Annotated in this window: 16 protein-coding genes; 8 read left to right on the top strand and 8 right to left on the bottom strand. The window is 75.3% G+C overall.

Annotated features, from left to right (window positions below; translation table 11 throughout):
* Window positions 1-170 precede the first annotated feature (170 nt).
* Genes C593_RS0119475 through C593_RS0119455 form a run of 5 tightly spaced genes read left to right on the top strand, consistent with a single transcriptional unit; the run spans window position 171 to window position 5,713 of the window.
* Entirely contained in the window at window positions 171-1,442 is a 1,272-nt protein-coding gene (locus tag C593_RS0119475) for an FAD-dependent oxidoreductase (protein WP_018848982.1), read from the top strand.
* A complete protein-coding gene (locus C593_RS0119470) occupies window positions 1,439-2,185 on the top strand; it encodes a DUF1365 domain-containing protein (protein WP_018848981.1) in 747 nt (248 codons plus the stop codon). The genes C593_RS0119475 and C593_RS0119470 overlap by 4 nt, the downstream gene beginning before the upstream one ends.
* Window positions 2,182-3,525: an SAM-dependent methyltransferase gene (locus tag C593_RS0119465; protein ID WP_018848980.1), complete on the top strand. Its 1,344-nt coding sequence runs from the start codon at window positions 2,182-2,184 to the stop codon at window positions 3,523-3,525. Before C593_RS0119470 ends, C593_RS0119465 begins: the two co-directional genes overlap by 4 nt.
* Window positions 3,522-4,889: an SAM-dependent methyltransferase gene (locus C593_RS0119460; RefSeq protein ID WP_018848979.1), complete on the top strand. Its 1,368-nt coding sequence runs from the start codon at window positions 3,522-3,524 to the stop codon at window positions 4,887-4,889. The genes C593_RS0119465 and C593_RS0119460 overlap by 4 nt, the downstream gene beginning before the upstream one ends.
* The gene (locus tag C593_RS0119455) at window positions 4,886-5,713 is read left to right on the top strand and encodes a DUF1295 domain-containing protein (protein WP_018848978.1); all 828 of its coding nucleotides are present in this window, start codon (window positions 4,886-4,888) and stop codon (window positions 5,711-5,713) included. Before C593_RS0119460 ends, C593_RS0119455 begins: the two co-directional genes overlap by 4 nt.
* A gap of 202 nt (window positions 5,714-5,915) precedes the next feature.
* Here the strand turns inward: C593_RS0119455 and C593_RS0119450 are convergent, their stop codons facing one another.
* From C593_RS0119450 to C593_RS0119435, 4 genes are all read right to left on the bottom strand, one after another.
* Entirely contained in the window at window positions 5,916-6,665 is a 750-nt protein-coding gene (locus tag C593_RS0119450; RefSeq protein ID WP_018848977.1) for an anti-sigma factor, read from the bottom strand.
* Complete coding sequence (locus C593_RS0119445; RefSeq protein ID WP_026277852.1) at window positions 6,662-7,246, bottom strand: sigma-70 family RNA polymerase sigma factor; 585 nt, start codon at window positions 7,244-7,246, stop codon at window positions 6,662-6,664. Before C593_RS0119445 ends, C593_RS0119450 begins: the two co-directional genes overlap by 4 nt.
* A 307-nt stretch (window positions 7,247-7,553) precedes the next feature.
* On the bottom strand, window positions 7,554-8,399 hold the full coding sequence (locus tag C593_RS0119440) for a siderophore-interacting protein (RefSeq protein ID WP_018848975.1): 846 nt from the start codon (window positions 8,397-8,399) through the stop codon (window positions 7,554-7,556).
* A gap of 72 nt (window positions 8,400-8,471) precedes the next feature.
* Window positions 8,472-9,377 (bottom strand): 5'-3' exonuclease, encoded by a 906-nt coding sequence (locus C593_RS0119435; protein ID WP_106434705.1) that lies wholly within the window; start codon window positions 9,375-9,377, stop codon window positions 8,472-8,474.
* A 354-nt stretch (window positions 9,378-9,731) separates the two neighbouring features.
* On the opposite strand from C593_RS0119435, the gene C593_RS0119430 reads away from it, so the two are divergent.
* Together C593_RS0119430 and C593_RS0119425 are read left to right on the top strand one after the other, a co-directional pair.
* Entirely contained in the window at window positions 9,732-10,322 is a 591-nt protein-coding gene (locus C593_RS0119430) for an XRE family transcriptional regulator (RefSeq protein ID WP_018848973.1), read from the top strand.
* 3 nt (window positions 10,323-10,325) lie between these two features.
* Window positions 10,326-11,063: a helical backbone metal receptor gene (locus tag C593_RS0119425; RefSeq protein WP_018848972.1), complete on the top strand. Its 738-nt coding sequence runs from the start codon at window positions 10,326-10,328 to the stop codon at window positions 11,061-11,063.
* Here the strand turns inward: C593_RS0119425 and C593_RS0119420 are convergent.
* Complete coding sequence (locus C593_RS0119420; RefSeq protein ID WP_018848971.1) at window positions 10,996-12,201, bottom strand: TDT family transporter; 1,206 nt, start codon at window positions 12,199-12,201, stop codon at window positions 10,996-10,998. The two genes, C593_RS0119425 and C593_RS0119420, sit on opposite strands and share 68 nt — an antisense overlap.
* 71 nt (window positions 12,202-12,272) lie before the next feature.
* Here C593_RS0119420 and C593_RS0119415 point away from each other — a divergent pair, with 71 nt between their 5' ends.
* Window positions 12,273-13,196, top strand: a complete 924-nt coding sequence (locus C593_RS0119415; RefSeq protein ID WP_018848970.1) for a LysR family transcriptional regulator — start codon at window positions 12,273-12,275, stop codon at window positions 13,194-13,196.
* A 342-nt stretch (window positions 13,197-13,538) separates the two neighbouring features.
* Here the strand turns inward: C593_RS0119415 and C593_RS0119410 are convergent, their stop codons facing one another.
* From C593_RS0119410 to C593_RS0119400, 3 genes are all read right to left on the bottom strand, one after another.
* Entirely contained in the window at window positions 13,539-14,273 is a 735-nt protein-coding gene (locus C593_RS0119410) for a gamma-glutamyl-gamma-aminobutyrate hydrolase family protein (RefSeq protein ID WP_018848969.1), read from the bottom strand.
* 4 nt (window positions 14,274-14,277) lie between these two features.
* On the bottom strand, window positions 14,278-15,753 hold the full coding sequence (eat, locus tag C593_RS0119405; RefSeq protein ID WP_018848968.1) for an ethanolamine permease: 1,476 nt from the start codon (window positions 15,751-15,753) through the stop codon (window positions 14,278-14,280).
* Between the two features lie 151 nt (window positions 15,754-15,904).
* Window positions 15,905-16,705 (bottom strand): FCD domain-containing protein, encoded by an 801-nt coding sequence (locus C593_RS0119400; protein WP_018848967.1) that lies wholly within the window; start codon window positions 16,703-16,705, stop codon window positions 15,905-15,907.
* Window positions 16,706-16,768: the final 63 nt, after the last annotated feature.

The following is a 16,768-nucleotide window of genomic DNA, read 5'->3' as shown; positions in this document are numbered from 1 at the left end:
CGGCCCGACCCGCCCCGGTCACCGCCACAAGGCGGTGACCGGGGCGGCCGCGTTGTGCGGCGTCCCCGCGGGACACCGGTGCGAAAAGATTCCCGCCGGACCAATCCGATCACCCCCACGGCACGAATAGCACCCCGAGGGGCGGCTCCCAGCCGCTCGGAGGGAGCGGAATGCGAGCGACGGAGCGGCGGCGGACCGCCGTGGTGGGGGGCGGGGTCGCCGGGCTGACCGCCGCGTACATCCTCCAGCGGGAGCACGAGGTGACCCTGTACGAGGCGGACCCGCGGCTCGGCGGGCATGCGCACACCCATGACGTGCCGGGGCCCGGGGGGCGGCTGACGCGGGTCGACTCCGGGTTCATCGTGCACAACGAGCGGACCTATCCGCAGCTGCTGCGCCTCTTCGGGGAACTCGGGGTGGCCACGCAGGAGTCGGAGATGAGCATGTCCGTGCGGTGCGAGGGCTGCGGACTGGAGTACGCGGGTGCCCGCGGGCCCGCCGGGCTCTTCGCGCGGCCCCGGCAGGCGCTGCGCGGGGCGTATCTGCGGATGCTCACCGAGGTGCCCCGCTTCCACCGCCGGGCGCGGCGGCTGCTGGACGAGGAACGCGACGAGACGCTGACCGTCGGGCAGTTCATCGCGGACGCCGGCTTCTCCCCGTACTTCACGGCCCACTTCATGGCTCCGGTCGTCTCCTGCGTCTGGTCCTGCGACGCCCGCACCGCGCTGCGGTACCCGGCACTGCACCTGTTCCGCTTCCTCGACCACCACGGGATGCTCGCGATCTCCGGCTCCCCGGTCTGGCGCACGGTCACCGGCGGTTCGCGCGAGTACGTGGACCGGATCGGCAAGCAGCTCTCCGCCGTGCGCACCGGCACTCCCGTCCGGGCCGTGCGCCGGCACACCGACGGCGTCGAGGTCACCGGGGAGGACGGGGAGACGCGGGAGTACGACGGCGTGGTCGTCGCCACCCACCCCGACCAGGCCCTGCGCCTCCTCGCCGACCCGACCGCCGAGGAGACCCGGGCCCTCGGCGCGTTCACCTACTCCCGCAACACGACCGTCCTGCACACCGACGCCTCCGTCCTGCCGCGCTCCGCCGGGGCCCGGGCGAGCTGGAACTTCTCCATGCCGGACTGCGACGCGGGTGCCTCGGCGGTGCGGGTGAGCTACGACATGAACCGGCTGATGCGGCTGGACGCCCCCGAGCCCTACGTCGTCACCCTGGGCGGCGCCGAGGGCGTGCCCGAGGAGCGGGTGCTGGCGCGGATGGCGTACGAGCACCCGGTCTTCACGCCCGAGTCCGTCGCCGCCCAGCGCCTGCTGCCCGGACTCGGCGGGCCGGTCACCGCCTTCGCCGGGGCCTACCACGGCTGGGGCTTCCACGAGGACGGCTGCCGGTCCGGGGTGGCGGCGGCCCGAGCCCTGGGGGTGGAGTGGTGAGCAGCGCACCCGCCGCCCCGGCCCCCGCCCTGTACCCGTGCGAGGTCGCCCATGTGCGGACCGCGCCGAGCACCTACGCCCTGCGCCACCGCACCTATCTGTGGCTGGTCGACCCCGACTCCCCGCCCCGGCTGCCCCCGCCGCTTCGCCCCTTCGCCCGCTTCGACGCCCGGGACCACTTCGGCGGCGGCGCGCCCAGCATCCGCGCCGGACTCGCCGCGTTCCTCGCCGCGCGGGGCATCGACCTCGGCGACGCGCGCGTGCTGATGCTCGCCCACGGCCGCGTCCTCGGACATGTCTTCAACCCGCTGACCCTCTACTGGTGCCGCCGCCGGGACGGCACCCCGCTCTGCACCGTCGCCGAGGTCCACAACACCTACGGCGAGCGACACTGCTACCTCCTCCACGCCGACGAGGAGCACCGGGCCGTGGTGGACAAGGAGTTCTACGTCTCCCCGTTCCTCGACATCGAGGGCCGCTACCGGATGCGGCTGCCCGAACCGGAAGAGCGGCTCGCCCTGACGGTCCATCTGGAGCAGGGCGGAAAGCGCCCGTTCACCGCGACCGTTCGCGGCGAGCGCCGCCCCGCCACCACCGGCGCGGTGCTGCGCTGCGTACTGCGCCGCCCCCTCGCCACCCTCGCCGTGTCCGCGGGCATCCGCTACCACGGCATACGCCTCTACCTGCGCCGCCTGCCCGTGCGCCCCCGTCCCCGTCACAGCCCCCAGGAGGGTGTCCAGTGAGCGTGCCCGTCATCCCCGTCCCGCCGATCCCGGACCCGGCCTCGCCCCCGGCCCCGGCTCCGACCGCCGGTGCGGTGCGCGTCGACGCGGAGCGGTGGCCGGACGTCGCCGCGCCGCCCGAGGTGTCCCGGCTGCGTACGGCGGTCGCCGAGCGGATCGTCCGGCACGCCGTTCGGCCGCTGCCCCTGCGCGTCCGGATCGCAGGTGAGGACGAACCCCTGGGTCTGGGCGGTCCGTTGATGCGCGTCCACGAGCCGCGCGCCTTCTTCCGGCGCATCGCGGCGGGCGGGCTCATCGGCTTCGGGGAGTCCTACATGGCGGGCGAGTGGGACGCTCCGGACCTGGTGGGCGTCCTCGAAGTCCTCGCGGGGAACGCCGCGACGCTGGTGCCCCCGTCCCTGCAGCGGCTGCGCGGGCTCTGGGCACCCCGGCAGCCCGAGCGGCACCGCAACACCACCGACGTCACCCGCGCCAACATCAGCCACCACTACGACCTCTCCAACGAGCTGTTCGGCCTGTTCCTCGACGAGACGATGACGTACTCCGCAGGAGTGTTCCGCGCGCTGCCCGCAGAGCCGGAGCTGCTGGCCGCCGCCCAGCACCGCAAGATCGACCGGCTGCTGGACCTGGCGGAGGTCGGCGAGGGCACCCAGCTCCTGGAGATCGGCACCGGCTGGGGCGAACTCGCCCTGCGCGCCGCCCGCCGGGGCGCGAAGGTCGTCACCGTCACCCTCTCCGAGGAGCAGCAGCGCCTGGCCCGGCGGCGGCTGCGGGAGGCGCATCTCGCGGACCGGGTCACCGTTTTGCTGCGCGACTACCGCAAGGTGCTGGGCACCTACGACGCCGTGGTCAGCGTGGAGATGATCGAGGCGGTCGGCGCCGAGTTCTGGCCGGAGTACTTCCGGACCCTGGACCGGCTGCTCGCCCCCGGCGGCCGGGTCGCCCTCCAGGCGATCACCATGCCGCACGAGCGGATGCTCGCCTCCCGGGACACCCACACCTGGATCCAGAAGTACATCTTCCCCGGCGGAATGCTCCCCTCCAGCCAGGCGATACGCGAGGCCACCGAGGAGCACACCGCGCTGCGCGTCACGGCCTGCGACGGCTACGGACCGCACTACGCGGAGACCCTGCGGCTGTGGCGGGAGACCTTCACCGCGCGCGCCGCCGAGGTGGACGCGCTCGGCTTCGACGAGACCTTCCGCCGTATGTGGACCTTCTACCTGGCCTACTCGGAGGCGGGCTTCCGCTCCGGATACCTGGATGTGCGCCAGCTGCGGCTGACCCGGCCCGGCACGAACGGGGCGGCCCGGCCCGTCGCGAACGGAGGAACGGCATGACGGCGACGACCACCCGCCCGGCCCGCCGCCCGGCGACCGGCCGCCGTGCCGGCGCAGCCCAGCGTCTGGCACCTCTGGTCGAGGAGGTCCTCGGTGGCCGGCTGCCCCTGCGGCTGCGTGCCTGGGACGGCTCCACCGCGGGCACCGGCACCGGACCGGTGGTGGTGATCCGCTCCCGGCGGGCCCTGCGCCGGCTGCTGTGGCAGCCCGGCGAACTCGGCCTCGCCCAGGCGTACATCACGGGCGAGATCGACGTCGAGGGCGACCTCGCGGAGGGGCTGCGCACCGTCTGGGCCGCCGTCCGCGGGCGCGCCCTCGCCCCGCCGCGGCTCAGCCCCGCCGACCGGGCCCGGGCGCTGGGCACCGCGCTGCGCCTCGGCGCCGTCGGGCCCCGCCCGCCCGCGCCCGCCTCCCAGGCCCGGCTCAGCGGCGAGCTGCACAGCAAGTCCCGCGACCGGGCGGCGATCAGCCACCACTACGACCTGTCCAACGACTTCTACGCCCTGCTGCTCGACGACACCATGGCGTACTCCTGCGCGTACTGGACCGACGCCGGTCCGGGCGGCGGGCCGGCCGGGGGTGCGGGCGGTGGGCCGGGCGGGGAGCAGAGCCTCGGGGACGCGCAGCGCGCCAAGCTGGAGCTGATCTGCCGCAAGCTCGGACTGCGCGCCGGGGACCGGCTGCTGGACATCGGCTGCGGCTGGGGCTCGCTGACCCTGTACGCGGCGGCGGAGCACAAGGTCCGGGTCACCGCGGTGACCCTCTCCGCCGAACAGGCCGCCCATGTACGGCGGCAGGCCGAGGAGCGTGGGCTCGGCGAGCTGGTCGAGGTCCGGCACACCGACTACCGGGACATCGAGGACGGCGGCTACGACGCGGTGTCCACGATCGAGATGGGTGAGCACGTCGGCGACGCCGAGTACCCGGCGTTCACCGCCGTCCTGCACGGGACGCTCCGGCCGGGCGGCCGCGTCCTCGTCCAGCAGATGTCCCGGGGCGCCGACGCGCCCGGCGGGGGCGCGTTCATCGAGTCGTACATCGCCCCGGACATGCATATGCGCCCGGTCGGCGACACGGTCGGTCTGCTGGAGGGCGCCGGTCTGGAGGTCCGGTCCGTGGAGTCGCTGCGCGAGCACTACGCGCGCACGGTCGCCGCCTGGCACCGGACGCTGGAGGACCGCTGGGCCGAGTTCGCCGCGCTTGCCGGGGAGGAGACGGCCCGGGTCTGGCGGCTCTATCTGGTGGGCGGCGGGCTGGCGTTCGAGGAGCGGCGGATGGGGGTCGACCAGATCCTCGCGGTGCGGCCCGGCGCGGACGGCGCTTCGGGGATGCCCGCGACACCGAGGGAGTGGTACGCGTCATGAACGGTTTCTCGTGGGCCGCGTTCGCGCAGGGGCTGGGCCTCAGCGCGGGCGCCGCCCTCGCCGTGATGCTGGTGACCTTCGCCGTGGCGGTCCGCAAGGGGGTGCACCGGATCGTGGACGTCGCCTGGGGTGCCGGGTTCGCGGCGGTGGCCCTGACCTCGTACGCCGCCTCGGCCGGTGAGGGCGACGACCCTCGCCGGCTGCTGGTCACCGTACTGACCTGCGTCTGGGGGCTGCGGCTCGCCGCGCACATCGCGCGGCGCGGACGGGGCCACGGCGAGGACCCCCGGTACGAGCGCATGCTCTCCCGCGCCCCCGGCAACCGGAACCTCTACGCCCTGCGGATGGTCTACCTCCTCCAGGGCGCCCTGGTGTGGCTGGTCTCGCTGCCCGTGCAGGCGGCGCAGTACGTCCACGGCCCGGCCGGGGCCGTGGTGTGGGCGGGCTGCGCGGTCTGGCTCGCCGGTCTTCTCTTCGAGGCGGTGGGGGACGCGCAACTCGCCCGCTTCAAGGCGGACCCGGCGAACAAGGACCGGATCATGGACCGGGGCCTGTGGTCGTGGACCCGGCACCCGAACTACTTCGGGGACTTCCTGGTGTGGTGGGGCCTGTTCCTGTTCGTCTGCGACCAGCCGGCCGTGGCCGCGATGTGCCTGGTCAGCCCGGTGGTGATGAGTTTCCTGCTGACCCGGGGGAGCGGCAAGCGGCTGCTGGAGCGGCATATGGCCGACCGGCCGGGCTTCGCCGAGTACGCGGCCCGTACCAGCGGCTTCTTCCCGCTGCCGCCGAAGCGGGACGCGGTCCCCGGGGCCCGGCGGCCCTGAGCCCGGGCGGGCCCGTCCGCGCCCGGGCTCAGGGCCGCCGGGCCTGCCGGGTCGGGACCCGGACGCCGTGCCGGAGCGGCCCGGGGCCGGCCGGTGAACCACCCGGGGGCGGAGCGGCCCGGACTCTGCCGGTGAACCACCCGGTGTGGAACGCCCGTGACGGGGCAGCCGGAAGACGGACGGGTCCGCCCCCGGCCGTCCACTACGCGGGGAAGTCCATCAGGGCCACCGGCTCCGAGGTCGGCTCCGGTGAGCCGCCGGCCGGCTCGACGGTGATCCCCATGCCGGACGCGCCGCCCACCGGCCCCTCCATCAGCACCGCGCCGCCGGTCGCCGCCGGGTCCATCAGGCCCGCCGAGCGCATCGCCTCGCCGTCGTTGAACCAGAGCTGGTAGACCTTGCCCGCCGGGGGCTCGGGCATTCCCGACGCGAGGAACACGGCCCGGTCCCGGTCGCGCGAGACGACGACCGTGGCCCGCGCCCCGTCCGCCAGGTTCCCGCTCTCCACGACGGCGTCCGGGGCGGAGAGGACCGCCGTCAGTTCGTCCGTCCTGCGCTCGGCCGCCTCGGCGCGCTCCATCGCGTCCCGGGCCTCCTGGTACTGCCAGACCGCCACCCCGCCCAGCGAGGCCGCGGCCGCGACGCACGCCGCGAGGACGAACCGGGACACGGCCCGGCGCCGGCCACCCGTGGGCCGACCGGCCTGACGCGGGACGACGGGGCCCTCCTGACGCTCCGCCGGCAGCCGGGCCATCACCCGCCGCTTGAGCGCGGGCGGCGGGGTCACGGTCACGGCGGCGGCCAGCCTCCCCGCGGTCGCGGCCAGCTCGCGGACCTCCTGGGCGCAGGACGGGCAGGCACGCAGATGGCTCTCGAACTCCGCGCGCTCCTCCGGCGAGAGGGCGTGCAGCACATAGGCCCCCGTCAGCATGTGCAGATCAACGGTGTTCACGCGCTCACCCCCAGGCAGTCGCGCAGCCGGATCAGCCCGTCGCGCAGTCGGGTCTTGACCGTGCCGAGCGGCACGGACAGGAGTTCGGCGACCTCGCGGTACGCGAGGCCCCGGTAGTACGCCAGCGTCACGGACTCGCGCTGGAGCTCGGTCAGCCCGCCGAGGCAGCGGCGCACCTGCTCGCGCTCCAGGCGGGCCTCCACCTGCTCGGTGACCTCGTCGTACGCGGGTGTCCGCTCCAGCAGCGCGGCCCGCTGCTCCCGGTCGGTGGCCGCCTGGGCGGAGCGCACCCGGTCCACGGCCCGGCGGTGGGCCAGGGTGAGGATCCAGGTCTTCGCGGAGCCGCGGGCGGGCTGGTAGCGGGCAGCCGTGCGCCAGACCTCGACGAGGACCTCCTGGGCGACCTCCTCCGACTGGGCGGGATCGCGCAGGACCGTGCGCACCAGCCCGAGGACCGCACCGCTCACGGCGTCGTAGACCTCGGAGAAGGCGTCCTGGTCGCCTCTGGCCACCAGGACGAGCAGCTCCTGAAGATCGGGCCCCGCCGGGGCGGGGCCACCGATGTGGACGGCTTCTTTCACGCGGTGTTCCTCCATGGTGCGCACGGCCGGGACGCCCGTCGCGGACGTCCGTCGTGCCGTATTCGGTGCCGGGAGCGAAACGGATTGGTCCGGAGCGGACCGATGCGGAGCGGACCGCATCGATGCGCACCGGCCGCATCGGTCCGGATCGGACCGATGCGGGCCGGCCCGATCGGTTCTTGTCGGTCCGGCCCGGTGCGGACCGCCCGGTGTGCGCCGGCCCGGAGGCCGCCCGGTCCCGTGCCGCGCATCGTGTCACGCCTTGGGCCGCCCCGGTCGGCCGGGGCGGCCCGGGGTGGTGGACAGGTCAGGCCGCCGGCCGGTCCTGCTCGCGCTCCACCTGCTCGTTCCACTCGCGCTTGACGGCGCGCCACGCCTCGTCCGTCTTGCCGATCCGCCAGTAGCCCGAGATCGAGAGGCGGGCGAGCGGGATGCCGAGCTCCACGCGCAGATGGCGGCGCAGCTCCTTCACCGCGCCCGCCTCACCGTGCACAAAGGCGCAGACCTCCCCCTCGGGGAAGTCCAGCCCGGTCACGGCCTCGACCAGGGCGGCCCCCGCGGGCCGGTCGCCGCGGTGCAGCCAGACGACCTCCACCCCGTCCGGGGTGACGATCTTCTGCTCGTCCTCCGCGCCCCCGACCTCCACGAAGGCGTGCACCACCGCGCCCTGCGGCATCCGCTCCAGGGCGGCGGCGATGGCGGGCAGCGCGCTCTCGTCGCCCGCCAGCAGGTGCCAGTCGGCCGCCGGGTCCGGGGCGTAGCCGCCGCCGGGGCCGAGCAGGTACATCGGGTCACCGGCCCGTGCCCGCGCCGCCCAGGGGCCGGCCAGGCCCTCGTCGCCGTGGACCACGAAGTCGATCGTCGCCTCGCGGTGGGCCGCGTCCCAGGTCCGGATCGTGTACGTGCGGTTGGCGGGCCACTGCTCGCGAGGGAACTCCGCGCGGACGCGGTCCATGTCGAACGGCTCGGGGTAGCTCACGCCCTCGGGCGCGAAGAGCAGCTTGACGTAGTGGTCGGTGTACTCGTCGGCGCTGAAGGAGGTGTCCTCGGGGAGCCCGAGGACCACCCGCACCATGTGCGGGGTGAGCCGCTCGGTGCGGACCACCTTCGCCTCGTGGACCTGCGGTGCCTTGCGGGCCGGTTGTTCAGCCACGGTGTCTCCCCTGACGTGGTGCGTACTTAGGCTTGCCTAAGTTAACACCCGGGGTGCCGGAGCGCCCGCCGCTCAGCCCGCCAGGGCCGTCCGCAGCCGCACCACCGCGCCCCCCAGCCCCCACCGCTCGGCCAGCGCGTCCAGGGCGGCCGGGTCCCTCGGCTCCTTCGGCAGCGAGAGGTCGGCCTCGGGCAGCGGCACGTCCGAGGCGACGCGCACCACCTTCGGCGCGACCGCCAGATAGGGGCGCGCCTCGTCCAGCCGGCGGCGCTGCGCCGGGGTGAGCTTCGAGGTGCGGTCGTCCACCGCCGCCAGGATCCCGGCCAGGTCCCCGTACGCGTCCAGCAGTTTCGCGGCGGTCTTCTCGCCGATGCCCGGCACTCCGGGCAGGCCGTCGCTCGGGTCGCCGCGCAGCAGCGCCAGATCGACGTAACCCCGGCCGTCGACACCGTACTTCTCGCGCAGCCACGCCTCGTCGGTGGCCTGCAGGGTGCCGACGCCCTTCAGTGGGTAGAGCACCCGGCGCTTCCGGGCGTCGTCGACGAGCTGGTAGAGGTCGCGGTCGCCGGTGACGATGTCCACCGGGCCGGTCGCCCGCGCGGTCAGGGTGCCGATCACGTCGTCCGCCTCGTAGCCGTCCGCGCCGACACGGGCGATACCGACCGCCGCCAGCACCTCCCGGATCACCGGCACCTGCGGGTCCAGGGTGTCCGGGGTCTCCTCCACGTCCGGCCCCAGCGCCTGCTCCTCGGCGACCCGGTGCGCCTTGTACGAGGGGATCAGGTCCACCCGCCACTGCGGGCGCCAGTCGTTGTCCCAGCAGGCCACCAGGTCGTCGGGCCGGTGGTCCTGCACCAGCCGCGCGATGAAGTCCATCAGCCCGCGGACCGCGTTGACGGGTGTGCCGTCGGGGGCGCGGACCGAGTCGGGGACGCCGTAGTAGGCGCGGAAGTAGAGGGAGGCGGTGTCGAGGAGCATCAGGCGTCGCGTCACAGGCACGATGATGCCGCACCCCGCCGGCACTCCCCGCGTCGCGCGGTCGCCGCCGGTGTCTTCGTGGCAGGAGGCGTCCGCGCCCGGCTGGACGGGAACCGGCCTCGCCGGGAAGTGGTCCCCCACCGGAAAGCCGGGAAGTGGTAGCCGTGCGTATCCCGTAGCACACGGGGTGCGTTCAGAGGGGTGGTCCCCGCCGATCCGGCGGGGCCCACCCCTTTTGCGTCGCCATATCCGGCACCGCGGGCTCCCGGAGCCCTTGTCCTGCCGCTTTGGCGAGTACGGAGGGGCGGATGCTGCGTATGGTGAGACAGGACCCAGGGGAGGGGAGCCCACCCGATGGACGCGAAGGAAGCGAAGGACCCCAAGGAGAGGGAGGAACCTCTCCGCGTGGGGGCGACCGTGCGCAAACGCCGCCGCGCCCTGCGCCTCACCCTCGCCGCCGTCTCCGCCCGCAGCGGACTGTCCGTACCCTTCCTCAGCCAGGTCGAGAACGAGCGGGCCCGCCCGAGCGACCGCTCCCTCCAGCGCATCGCCGACGCCCTGGACACCACCGTCGGCACCCTGCTGGCCGCCTCCGACACCACCCGCACCGTGGACCTGGTCCGGGCCGGCGAGGACGCCCACCCCGGCGGACCGGAGGGCTCCCGTTCCCTGGTGCGCGGCCGGCACCAGCTGCGGGCCGTGGAGTTCAGCGGCGAGCACCAGACCGAGGGCGAGTTCAGCCACCGCAACGACGAGCTGTTGTACGTCGCCGACGGCGCGGTGGAGGTGGAGGCCGAGGGGCGCGCCCACCGGCTCGGCCCCGGCGACTCGCTCTTCCTGTCCGGCGGTGTCCGCCACCGCTGGCGCGCGACCGGCCCGGAAACCCGCATCCTGCTCGTCGCCGTCGCCGACCACATCTCCGCCACCCCGGCCCCCCGGACCTGACCGGTGCGCGTCGTCTCCCTGGTGCCCTCGCTCACCGAGGCCGTCGCCGTGACCGCCTCCGGGCTCCTGGTGGGCGCCACCGACTGGTGCAGCCACCCCGCCGGGCTCGAGGTGGCCCGGATCGGCGGCACCAAGAACCCGGACACCGCCGCCGTCGCCGCCCTGCGCCCCGATCTGGTGATCGCCAACGAGGAGGAGAACCGGGCGCCCGACCTGGACGCCCTGCGCGCCGCCGGCCTGCGGGTCCTGGTCACCGAGGTACGCACGCTGGAGACGGCCTTCACCGAGCTGCACCGGGTCCTGGCCGACGGCTGCGGTCTGGCCCGGCCCGCCTGGCTCGACGAGGCCGAGGCCGCCTGGGCCGCCGTCCGGCCCGCGCGCCCGGCGGCCCGGGTCGTCGTGCCGATCTGGCGCCGGCCGTGGATGGTCCTGGGACGCGACACCTTCGCCGGGGACGTGCTGGCCCGCCTCGGCGTCGCCAACGTCTACGCGGACCACGCCGAGCGCTACCCCCGCGTCCCCCTGGACGAGCTGCGCGCCTCGGGCGCCGATCTGGTCGCCCTCCCCGACGAGCCGTACGCCTTCGGCCCGGACGACGGCCCCGAGGCGTTCCCCGGGCTGCCCACCGCCCTCCTCGACGGGCGCGCCCTGACCTGGTACGGGCCCTCCCTGGTCACCGCCCCGGCGGTGCTGGGCGCGGCTCTCGCAGCAGCTCGCCCCGGAGCAGCCCCCGGGCCGTGAGCGCCGCCGCGACGGCCCACGCCGCGAGGAGGGCGGCGTACAGGGCGACGGCCAGCCAGGCGTACGCCGTCAGCCCGGTCCGCTCGGCCAGCACCTGCGCCCCCGTCACACAGGTGCCCACCGGGAAGGTGAACGCCCACCAGCCCAGCGTGAACGGCATCCCCGCGCGCCCCGCCCGTACCACCATCGCGACCGCGAGGGCCAGCCACAGCAGGGCGAAACCCAGCACCGGGACGCCGTGGACCACGGCGAGCACGGCGAGCCCCCGTGCGTACGGCTCCCCGATCGCGCCCGGCGCCGCGTCGGCCAGTTTGCCCACGGCCGTCGTCGACTGCCCGAGCGGGCCGAGGACCAGGAAGAGGGACGGCGTCAGCGCCAGGGGCAGCGGGCCGTGGTGCAGCAGCCGGGCGAAGACGACCGGCAGGATCAGCAGCGTTGCCAGCAGGCTCAGTCCGAACATCGCCCAGCAGCCCAGCAGCAGCGCCTCCCGGGCCTGCCCGGGGGGCAGGTGGGGCACCAGCAGCGGGCCGGTCGCCGCCGACACCATCGGCGCGACGACCGGCAGCAGCCACACCGGCGTCGCGCTCCCGGGGGCCACCCGGTGCCGGACCACCATCAGATACGGCACGGCCACGGCCACCACGAGACCGGTCGCGGTCCCGGCCGTGAACAGGGCCGCCGCGACCGGGAGGGCCGCCGGGCCCAGCAGCTCCCGGCCCGCCGTCGTGGCCCCGGCGCCCACCGCGAGCAGCGCCATCGACAGGCAGCCGTAGAACGGGGCCACCGCCGGGTCGAGCAGATCGGCCCGCACCTGGTCCGGGTACCGGGTCCGGTGCACGGCGCGCGCGGTGAGCAGGACGGCCAGCAGCAGGGCGGACAGGGCCCAGACTCCGGTCGCGCCGGTCCGGACGGCGGTGGCGGCGACCGGCGGGAGGCCGAGTCCGGCGAGCTGCGCGCCGCCCGGCGCGGCGGCGAGCCCCCAGCCGGCGGTGCCGACCGCCGCCGTGCCCATCACCGGGGCGTACCAGTTCGGGCCGAGGCGGCGGAGGGACGGCCGCCCCGGCCCCCGGTCCGCCGGGGACGGCACCGGCCCGAGGGGGACCGGGGGAGAGGCGGACGGAGCGGTGAGGGTGACCATGGCCGTCACTCTCGTGCCGGAACCGGGGACCCACCAGGGATCATGCCCCTATCACCTCATAAGCTGGTCTTATGACCGACCAGCCGGAGCATGTGCCGCTCGCCCACCGGGTGCCCGATCTCGGCGCCCTGGAACTGCTGCTCGCCGTCGCCCGGCACGGGAGTCTGGGCCGGGCGGCCCGCGAGGTCGGCATCACCCAGCCCGCCGCGAGCAGCCGGGTCCGCTCGATGGAACGGCAGCTCGGCGTCGCCCTCGTCGAACGCTCCCCGCGCGGCTCCCGCCTCACCGAGGCGGGGGCGCTGGTCACGGACTGGGCCCGGCGGGTGGTCGAGGCCGCCGAGGCCTTCGACGCGGGGGCACAGGCGCTGCGGGGGCGGCGGGACTCGCGGCTGCGGGTCGCGGCCAGTATGACCATCGCGGAGTACCTGCTGCCGGGCTGGCTGATCGCGCTGCGGGCCGGACGCCCGGACACCGCCGTCTCCCTGCTCGCCGGGAACTCCGCCGCGGTCGCCGAACGGCTCCTCGCCGGGGAGGCCGACCTCGGCTTCGTGGAGGGGCTGAGCGTGCCGGAGGGGCTGGACGGAACGGTCGTCGGCCACGACCGGCTCTTCGTGGTCGCCGCGCCCGGGCACCCGTGGGCCCGGCGGCGCCGGAGCCCGCTCACCCCGGCGGAGCTGGCCGCCGCACCGCTGGTGCTGCGCGAGCGGGGCTCCGGCACCCGGCAGGTCCTCGACTCGGCCCTCTCCGCGCACGGGGGCCTGGCGGCCCCGCTGCTGGAGCTGGCCTCCACGACGGCGGTCAAGGCGGCGGCGGTGAGCGGCGCGGGCCCGGCGGTGCTCAGCGAACTGGCGGTCACCGAGGAACTGGCCTCGCGCCGCCTGGTCCGCGTCCCGGTCGAGGGCGTCCGCCTCGACCGCGACCTCCGCGCCGTCTGGCCCCAGGGCCACCGTCCGACGGGCCCGGCCCGCGACCTGCTGGGGCTGACCCGGGGGTAGACGGGAGCCGGGCGGGGGGCGGGCTGTACGGCGGGGCCGGACCGGGCCGGTTCGCCGCCTGCGGCGTGGGCGGCCGGCCCCGCGGCGGGGCTGCCGGCCACGGGCCGCGTGGGCGTACGCGGGGACCGGTCCTGCGGCGGGGCGGGGCCAGGTCGGCCGCCGGCCGCGTGGGTGTACGCGTATGTGGGGCGGACTGTACGTCGGGGGGCGGAGGCCACGGTCAGCCGCCGGTTCCATGGCGGGCGGGCTCGGGCGGCCGTTGGCCGCGTACGTGCGGCGAGGGCGCGGGGCCCGGGCCGCGAGACGGGCACCCGGCGCGCGCCGCGAGGCGGTCGCGGCCCGTCAGGGCCCGGTCGCGGCCGCGATCAGGCCCGCCATCACCCGCGTGTCCGTGCCCATCTCCGGGTGCCACTGGACGCCCAGCACCCACCCCGGCGCCGGCGCGGCCCCGTCCGGCGGCGGCCCGGCCGTCTCGACCGCCTCCACCGTGCCGTCCTCCGCGTACGCGCAGGCCACCAGCCCCTCGCCGAGGCGGTCCACCGACTGGTGGTGGTAGGTGGGCACCGACGCGGCTTCCGGGACCAGCGAGGCGTACCGGGTGCCCGGCACGGGCTTGACCGTGTGCGCGCCGAAGAGGCCGAGGGTGGTGCCCGCCGGGCCGCCGGTGTGGCCGTCGAGGTGCTGGACGAGGGTGCCGCCGCAGGCCACGTTCAGCAACTGCATCCCCCGGCAGATCCCGAGCAGCGGAGTCCCCGCGTCGATCGCGGCCCGGACCAGGGCCAGCTCCCACGCGTCGCGCTCGGGGGCCGGCGGGCCGGTGCGGTCCGAGCGTTCTGCGCCGTAACGCGCGGGGTCCACGTCCGGGCCGCCCGCGACGACCAGGCCGTCCAGCCGGGCCAGGACCGCCGCCGCCCGCGCCGGGTCGTCCGGCGGGAGCATCACGGCGAGGCCCCCGGCCGCCCGCACCAGCCGCGGGTAGGCGGCCGGCAGCAGGGCAGCGGGCATGTCCCAGACGCCCCAGCGGGCGGAGGACTCCAGATAGGTGCTGATACCGATGAGCGGTGGGGTCACGAGCATGTCCTCAGGTGCGATCCAGCTCCGCCTCGGCCGCCGCCAGCGCCGCGAACTCCTCTTCGGGCGCCCGGGCGACCAGACGGTGTCGACTGTAGAGAGCGAAGTAGGCCAGGGCCACCGCGTACACGACGAGCGCGGTGAACGCGGCGTCCTTGTCCACCAGGAAGGTCGCCACCAGCGCGGAGAGCGCCAGCACGAGGGCGACCGAGGAGGTCGCGATCCCGCCCGGGGTGCGGTACGGGCGGTGCAGCTCCGGCTCCCGGCGGCGGAGCACGATGTGCGAGAGGGCCATCAGCGCGTAGCTGATCGTCGCGCCGAAGACGGCGATGTTCAGCATCCGCGCGCCGTTCCCGGTGCCCGCGGCGAGCGCGAAGCCGATCGCGCCCGGGATCAGCAGCCCGAGGTAGGGCGACTTGCGGCGGCTGGTGAGGGAGAGGAAGCGCGGCAGATAGCCGGCCCGGGAGAGGGCGAACAACTGGCGGGACCCCGCGTAGATCAGGGAGAAGAAGGAGGCGACCAGCCCGGCCAGGCCCGCGTAGTTGACGAAGCGGCTCAGCGGGGTCGGGTCGCCGTCGCCCTGGAGCGCGACGACCAGCGGGTTGCCCGCTTCCTGGATGGCCGCCGACCCGCGCGCGCCGCTCGCCGCGAAGAAGGTCAGCAGGGCCAGCAGCACCAGGATGCCCATGGAGACGGCCAGTGCCCGGGGCATGGACCGCACCGGGTCCTTCGCCTCCTCGGCCGCCAGCGGCACGCCCTCCACCCCGAGGAAGAACCACATCCCGAACGGGAACGCCGCCCAGATGCCCAGCAGCCCGTACGGCAGCCAGGAGTTGGCGCCGAACGCCTCATCGTCGACCGGGATGTCGGTCAGCCCGGAGGCCGAGAACTCGGTGAACGCGCCCACCGCGAAGATCAGCAGGGCGGCCACGGCGACCACCGTCACGATCAGGCTGAAGCGCAGGGCCTCGCCCACACCCCAGAGGTGGATGCCGATGAAGACGGCGAAGCAGGCGAGATAGACCGGCCAGCCGGACTCCAGGCCGAACAGTCCCAGGGACTCCACGTAGTCGCCGATGAAGATGGAGATCGCAGCCGGCGCCAGGATGTACTCGATGAGGATGGCGGTGCCGGTGAGGAAGCCGCCCCAGGTGCCCAGCGCCCGCCGGGCGAAGCCGTAACCGCCGCCCGCCGTGGGCAGGATGGCCGACAGCTCGGCCAGCGCGAAGACGAGACAGGCGTACATGGCGCCCATGAGGAGCATGGCGACGGCGAGTCCGCCGAAGCCGCCCTCGGAGAGCCCGATGTTCCAGCCGGAGTAGTCCCCGGAGACGACGTAGGCGACGCCGAGACCGGTGAGCAGCAGCCAGCCGGCGCTGCCCCGGCGCAGGGCGCGCCGCTTGAGATAGGCGTCCCCCTCGGCCTCGGCGGGGGAGGAGGCCGTGGACGCCGTGGACGGGGTGCGCGAGGTGGTGCCTTCAGCCATGGGTCGCTCCTGGCTCAGGTCAAAGGTTTGTGCGCACACCTTTGCGGTCCGGTGTCGGGGCGCGCAAGCCCCGTGCGTAAACGCGGTGTTACGGATCGGTCGCGGCGGCGGTCGCGGAACGCCCTCGGGCGCGGGCCCGCCCGGTCCCGGCTCAGGCGCGCCCCAGGAAGCCGCGCAGCAGGGCCGCGGTGCCCTCGCAGTGCTCCCGCATCACCTCGCGCGCGGCGTCCGCGTCCCCGTCCAGGACGGCCTCCACCAGGGCGGTGTGCTGGTGCTGGGAGTGCTCCAGGTTCCGCACCAGCAGCGGGATGCAGTCCAGCAGGTCGTTGAGGGTGGCCCGGACCGCCGCGTACCGGGCGGTCAGCGAGGGCGAGCCGGACAGTTCGGCCAGGGTCAGATGGAGCAGGGTGTCCTGCTTGCGGTAGTCGGCCAGCGGCGCGTCATGGGTGGCCGCCAGGGCCGCCCGCAGGCGCTCCGCGCCCGCCGCGTCCAGCCCGTGCGCGGCACACAGACCCGCCGCGCCCGTCTCCAGCACCTCGCGGAAGCGCAGGGTGTCCTCCACGTCCACGCCCGCGACCCGCCGGCGCAGTTCGTCCTCGCCGTGGCCGCCGGGGCGGTGCAGCACGAAGGTGCCCCCGTAGCGGCCGCGCCGGCTCTCCACCAGGCCCTGGTCGGTGAGGACCTTGAGCACCTCGCGCAGGGTGACCCGGCTGATGCCCATGCGCTCGGCGAGTTCGCGTTCCGCGGGCAGCCGCTCGCCGGCCGACACCAGGCCCAGCCGCAGCAGTTGCAGGATCTGCTCCAGGGCCTCCTCGAAGCCGTTGCCCGCCCGCACGGTGCCCAGCACCGCGGCCAGCCGGTCGGGTGCGGTGCCCTCCGGGCCGGTGCGGTCCGTCGCGGCGCCGCCGTTCCCGGGGCTGCCGCCGTCTTCCGTGCCGTCCGTTGTCGCCACCTCGCCGTTTCCCCTTCCCAATCAAAGGTCTTCCGCAATACCTTATGACTCCGGCCGACCGGT

The sequence above is a fragment of the Streptomyces sp. CNT372 genome (genome assembly GCF_000377145.1).
The sequence above is the reverse complement of the archived record's forward strand: the minus strand, read 5'-3'. Positions and strand labels throughout refer to the sequence as shown.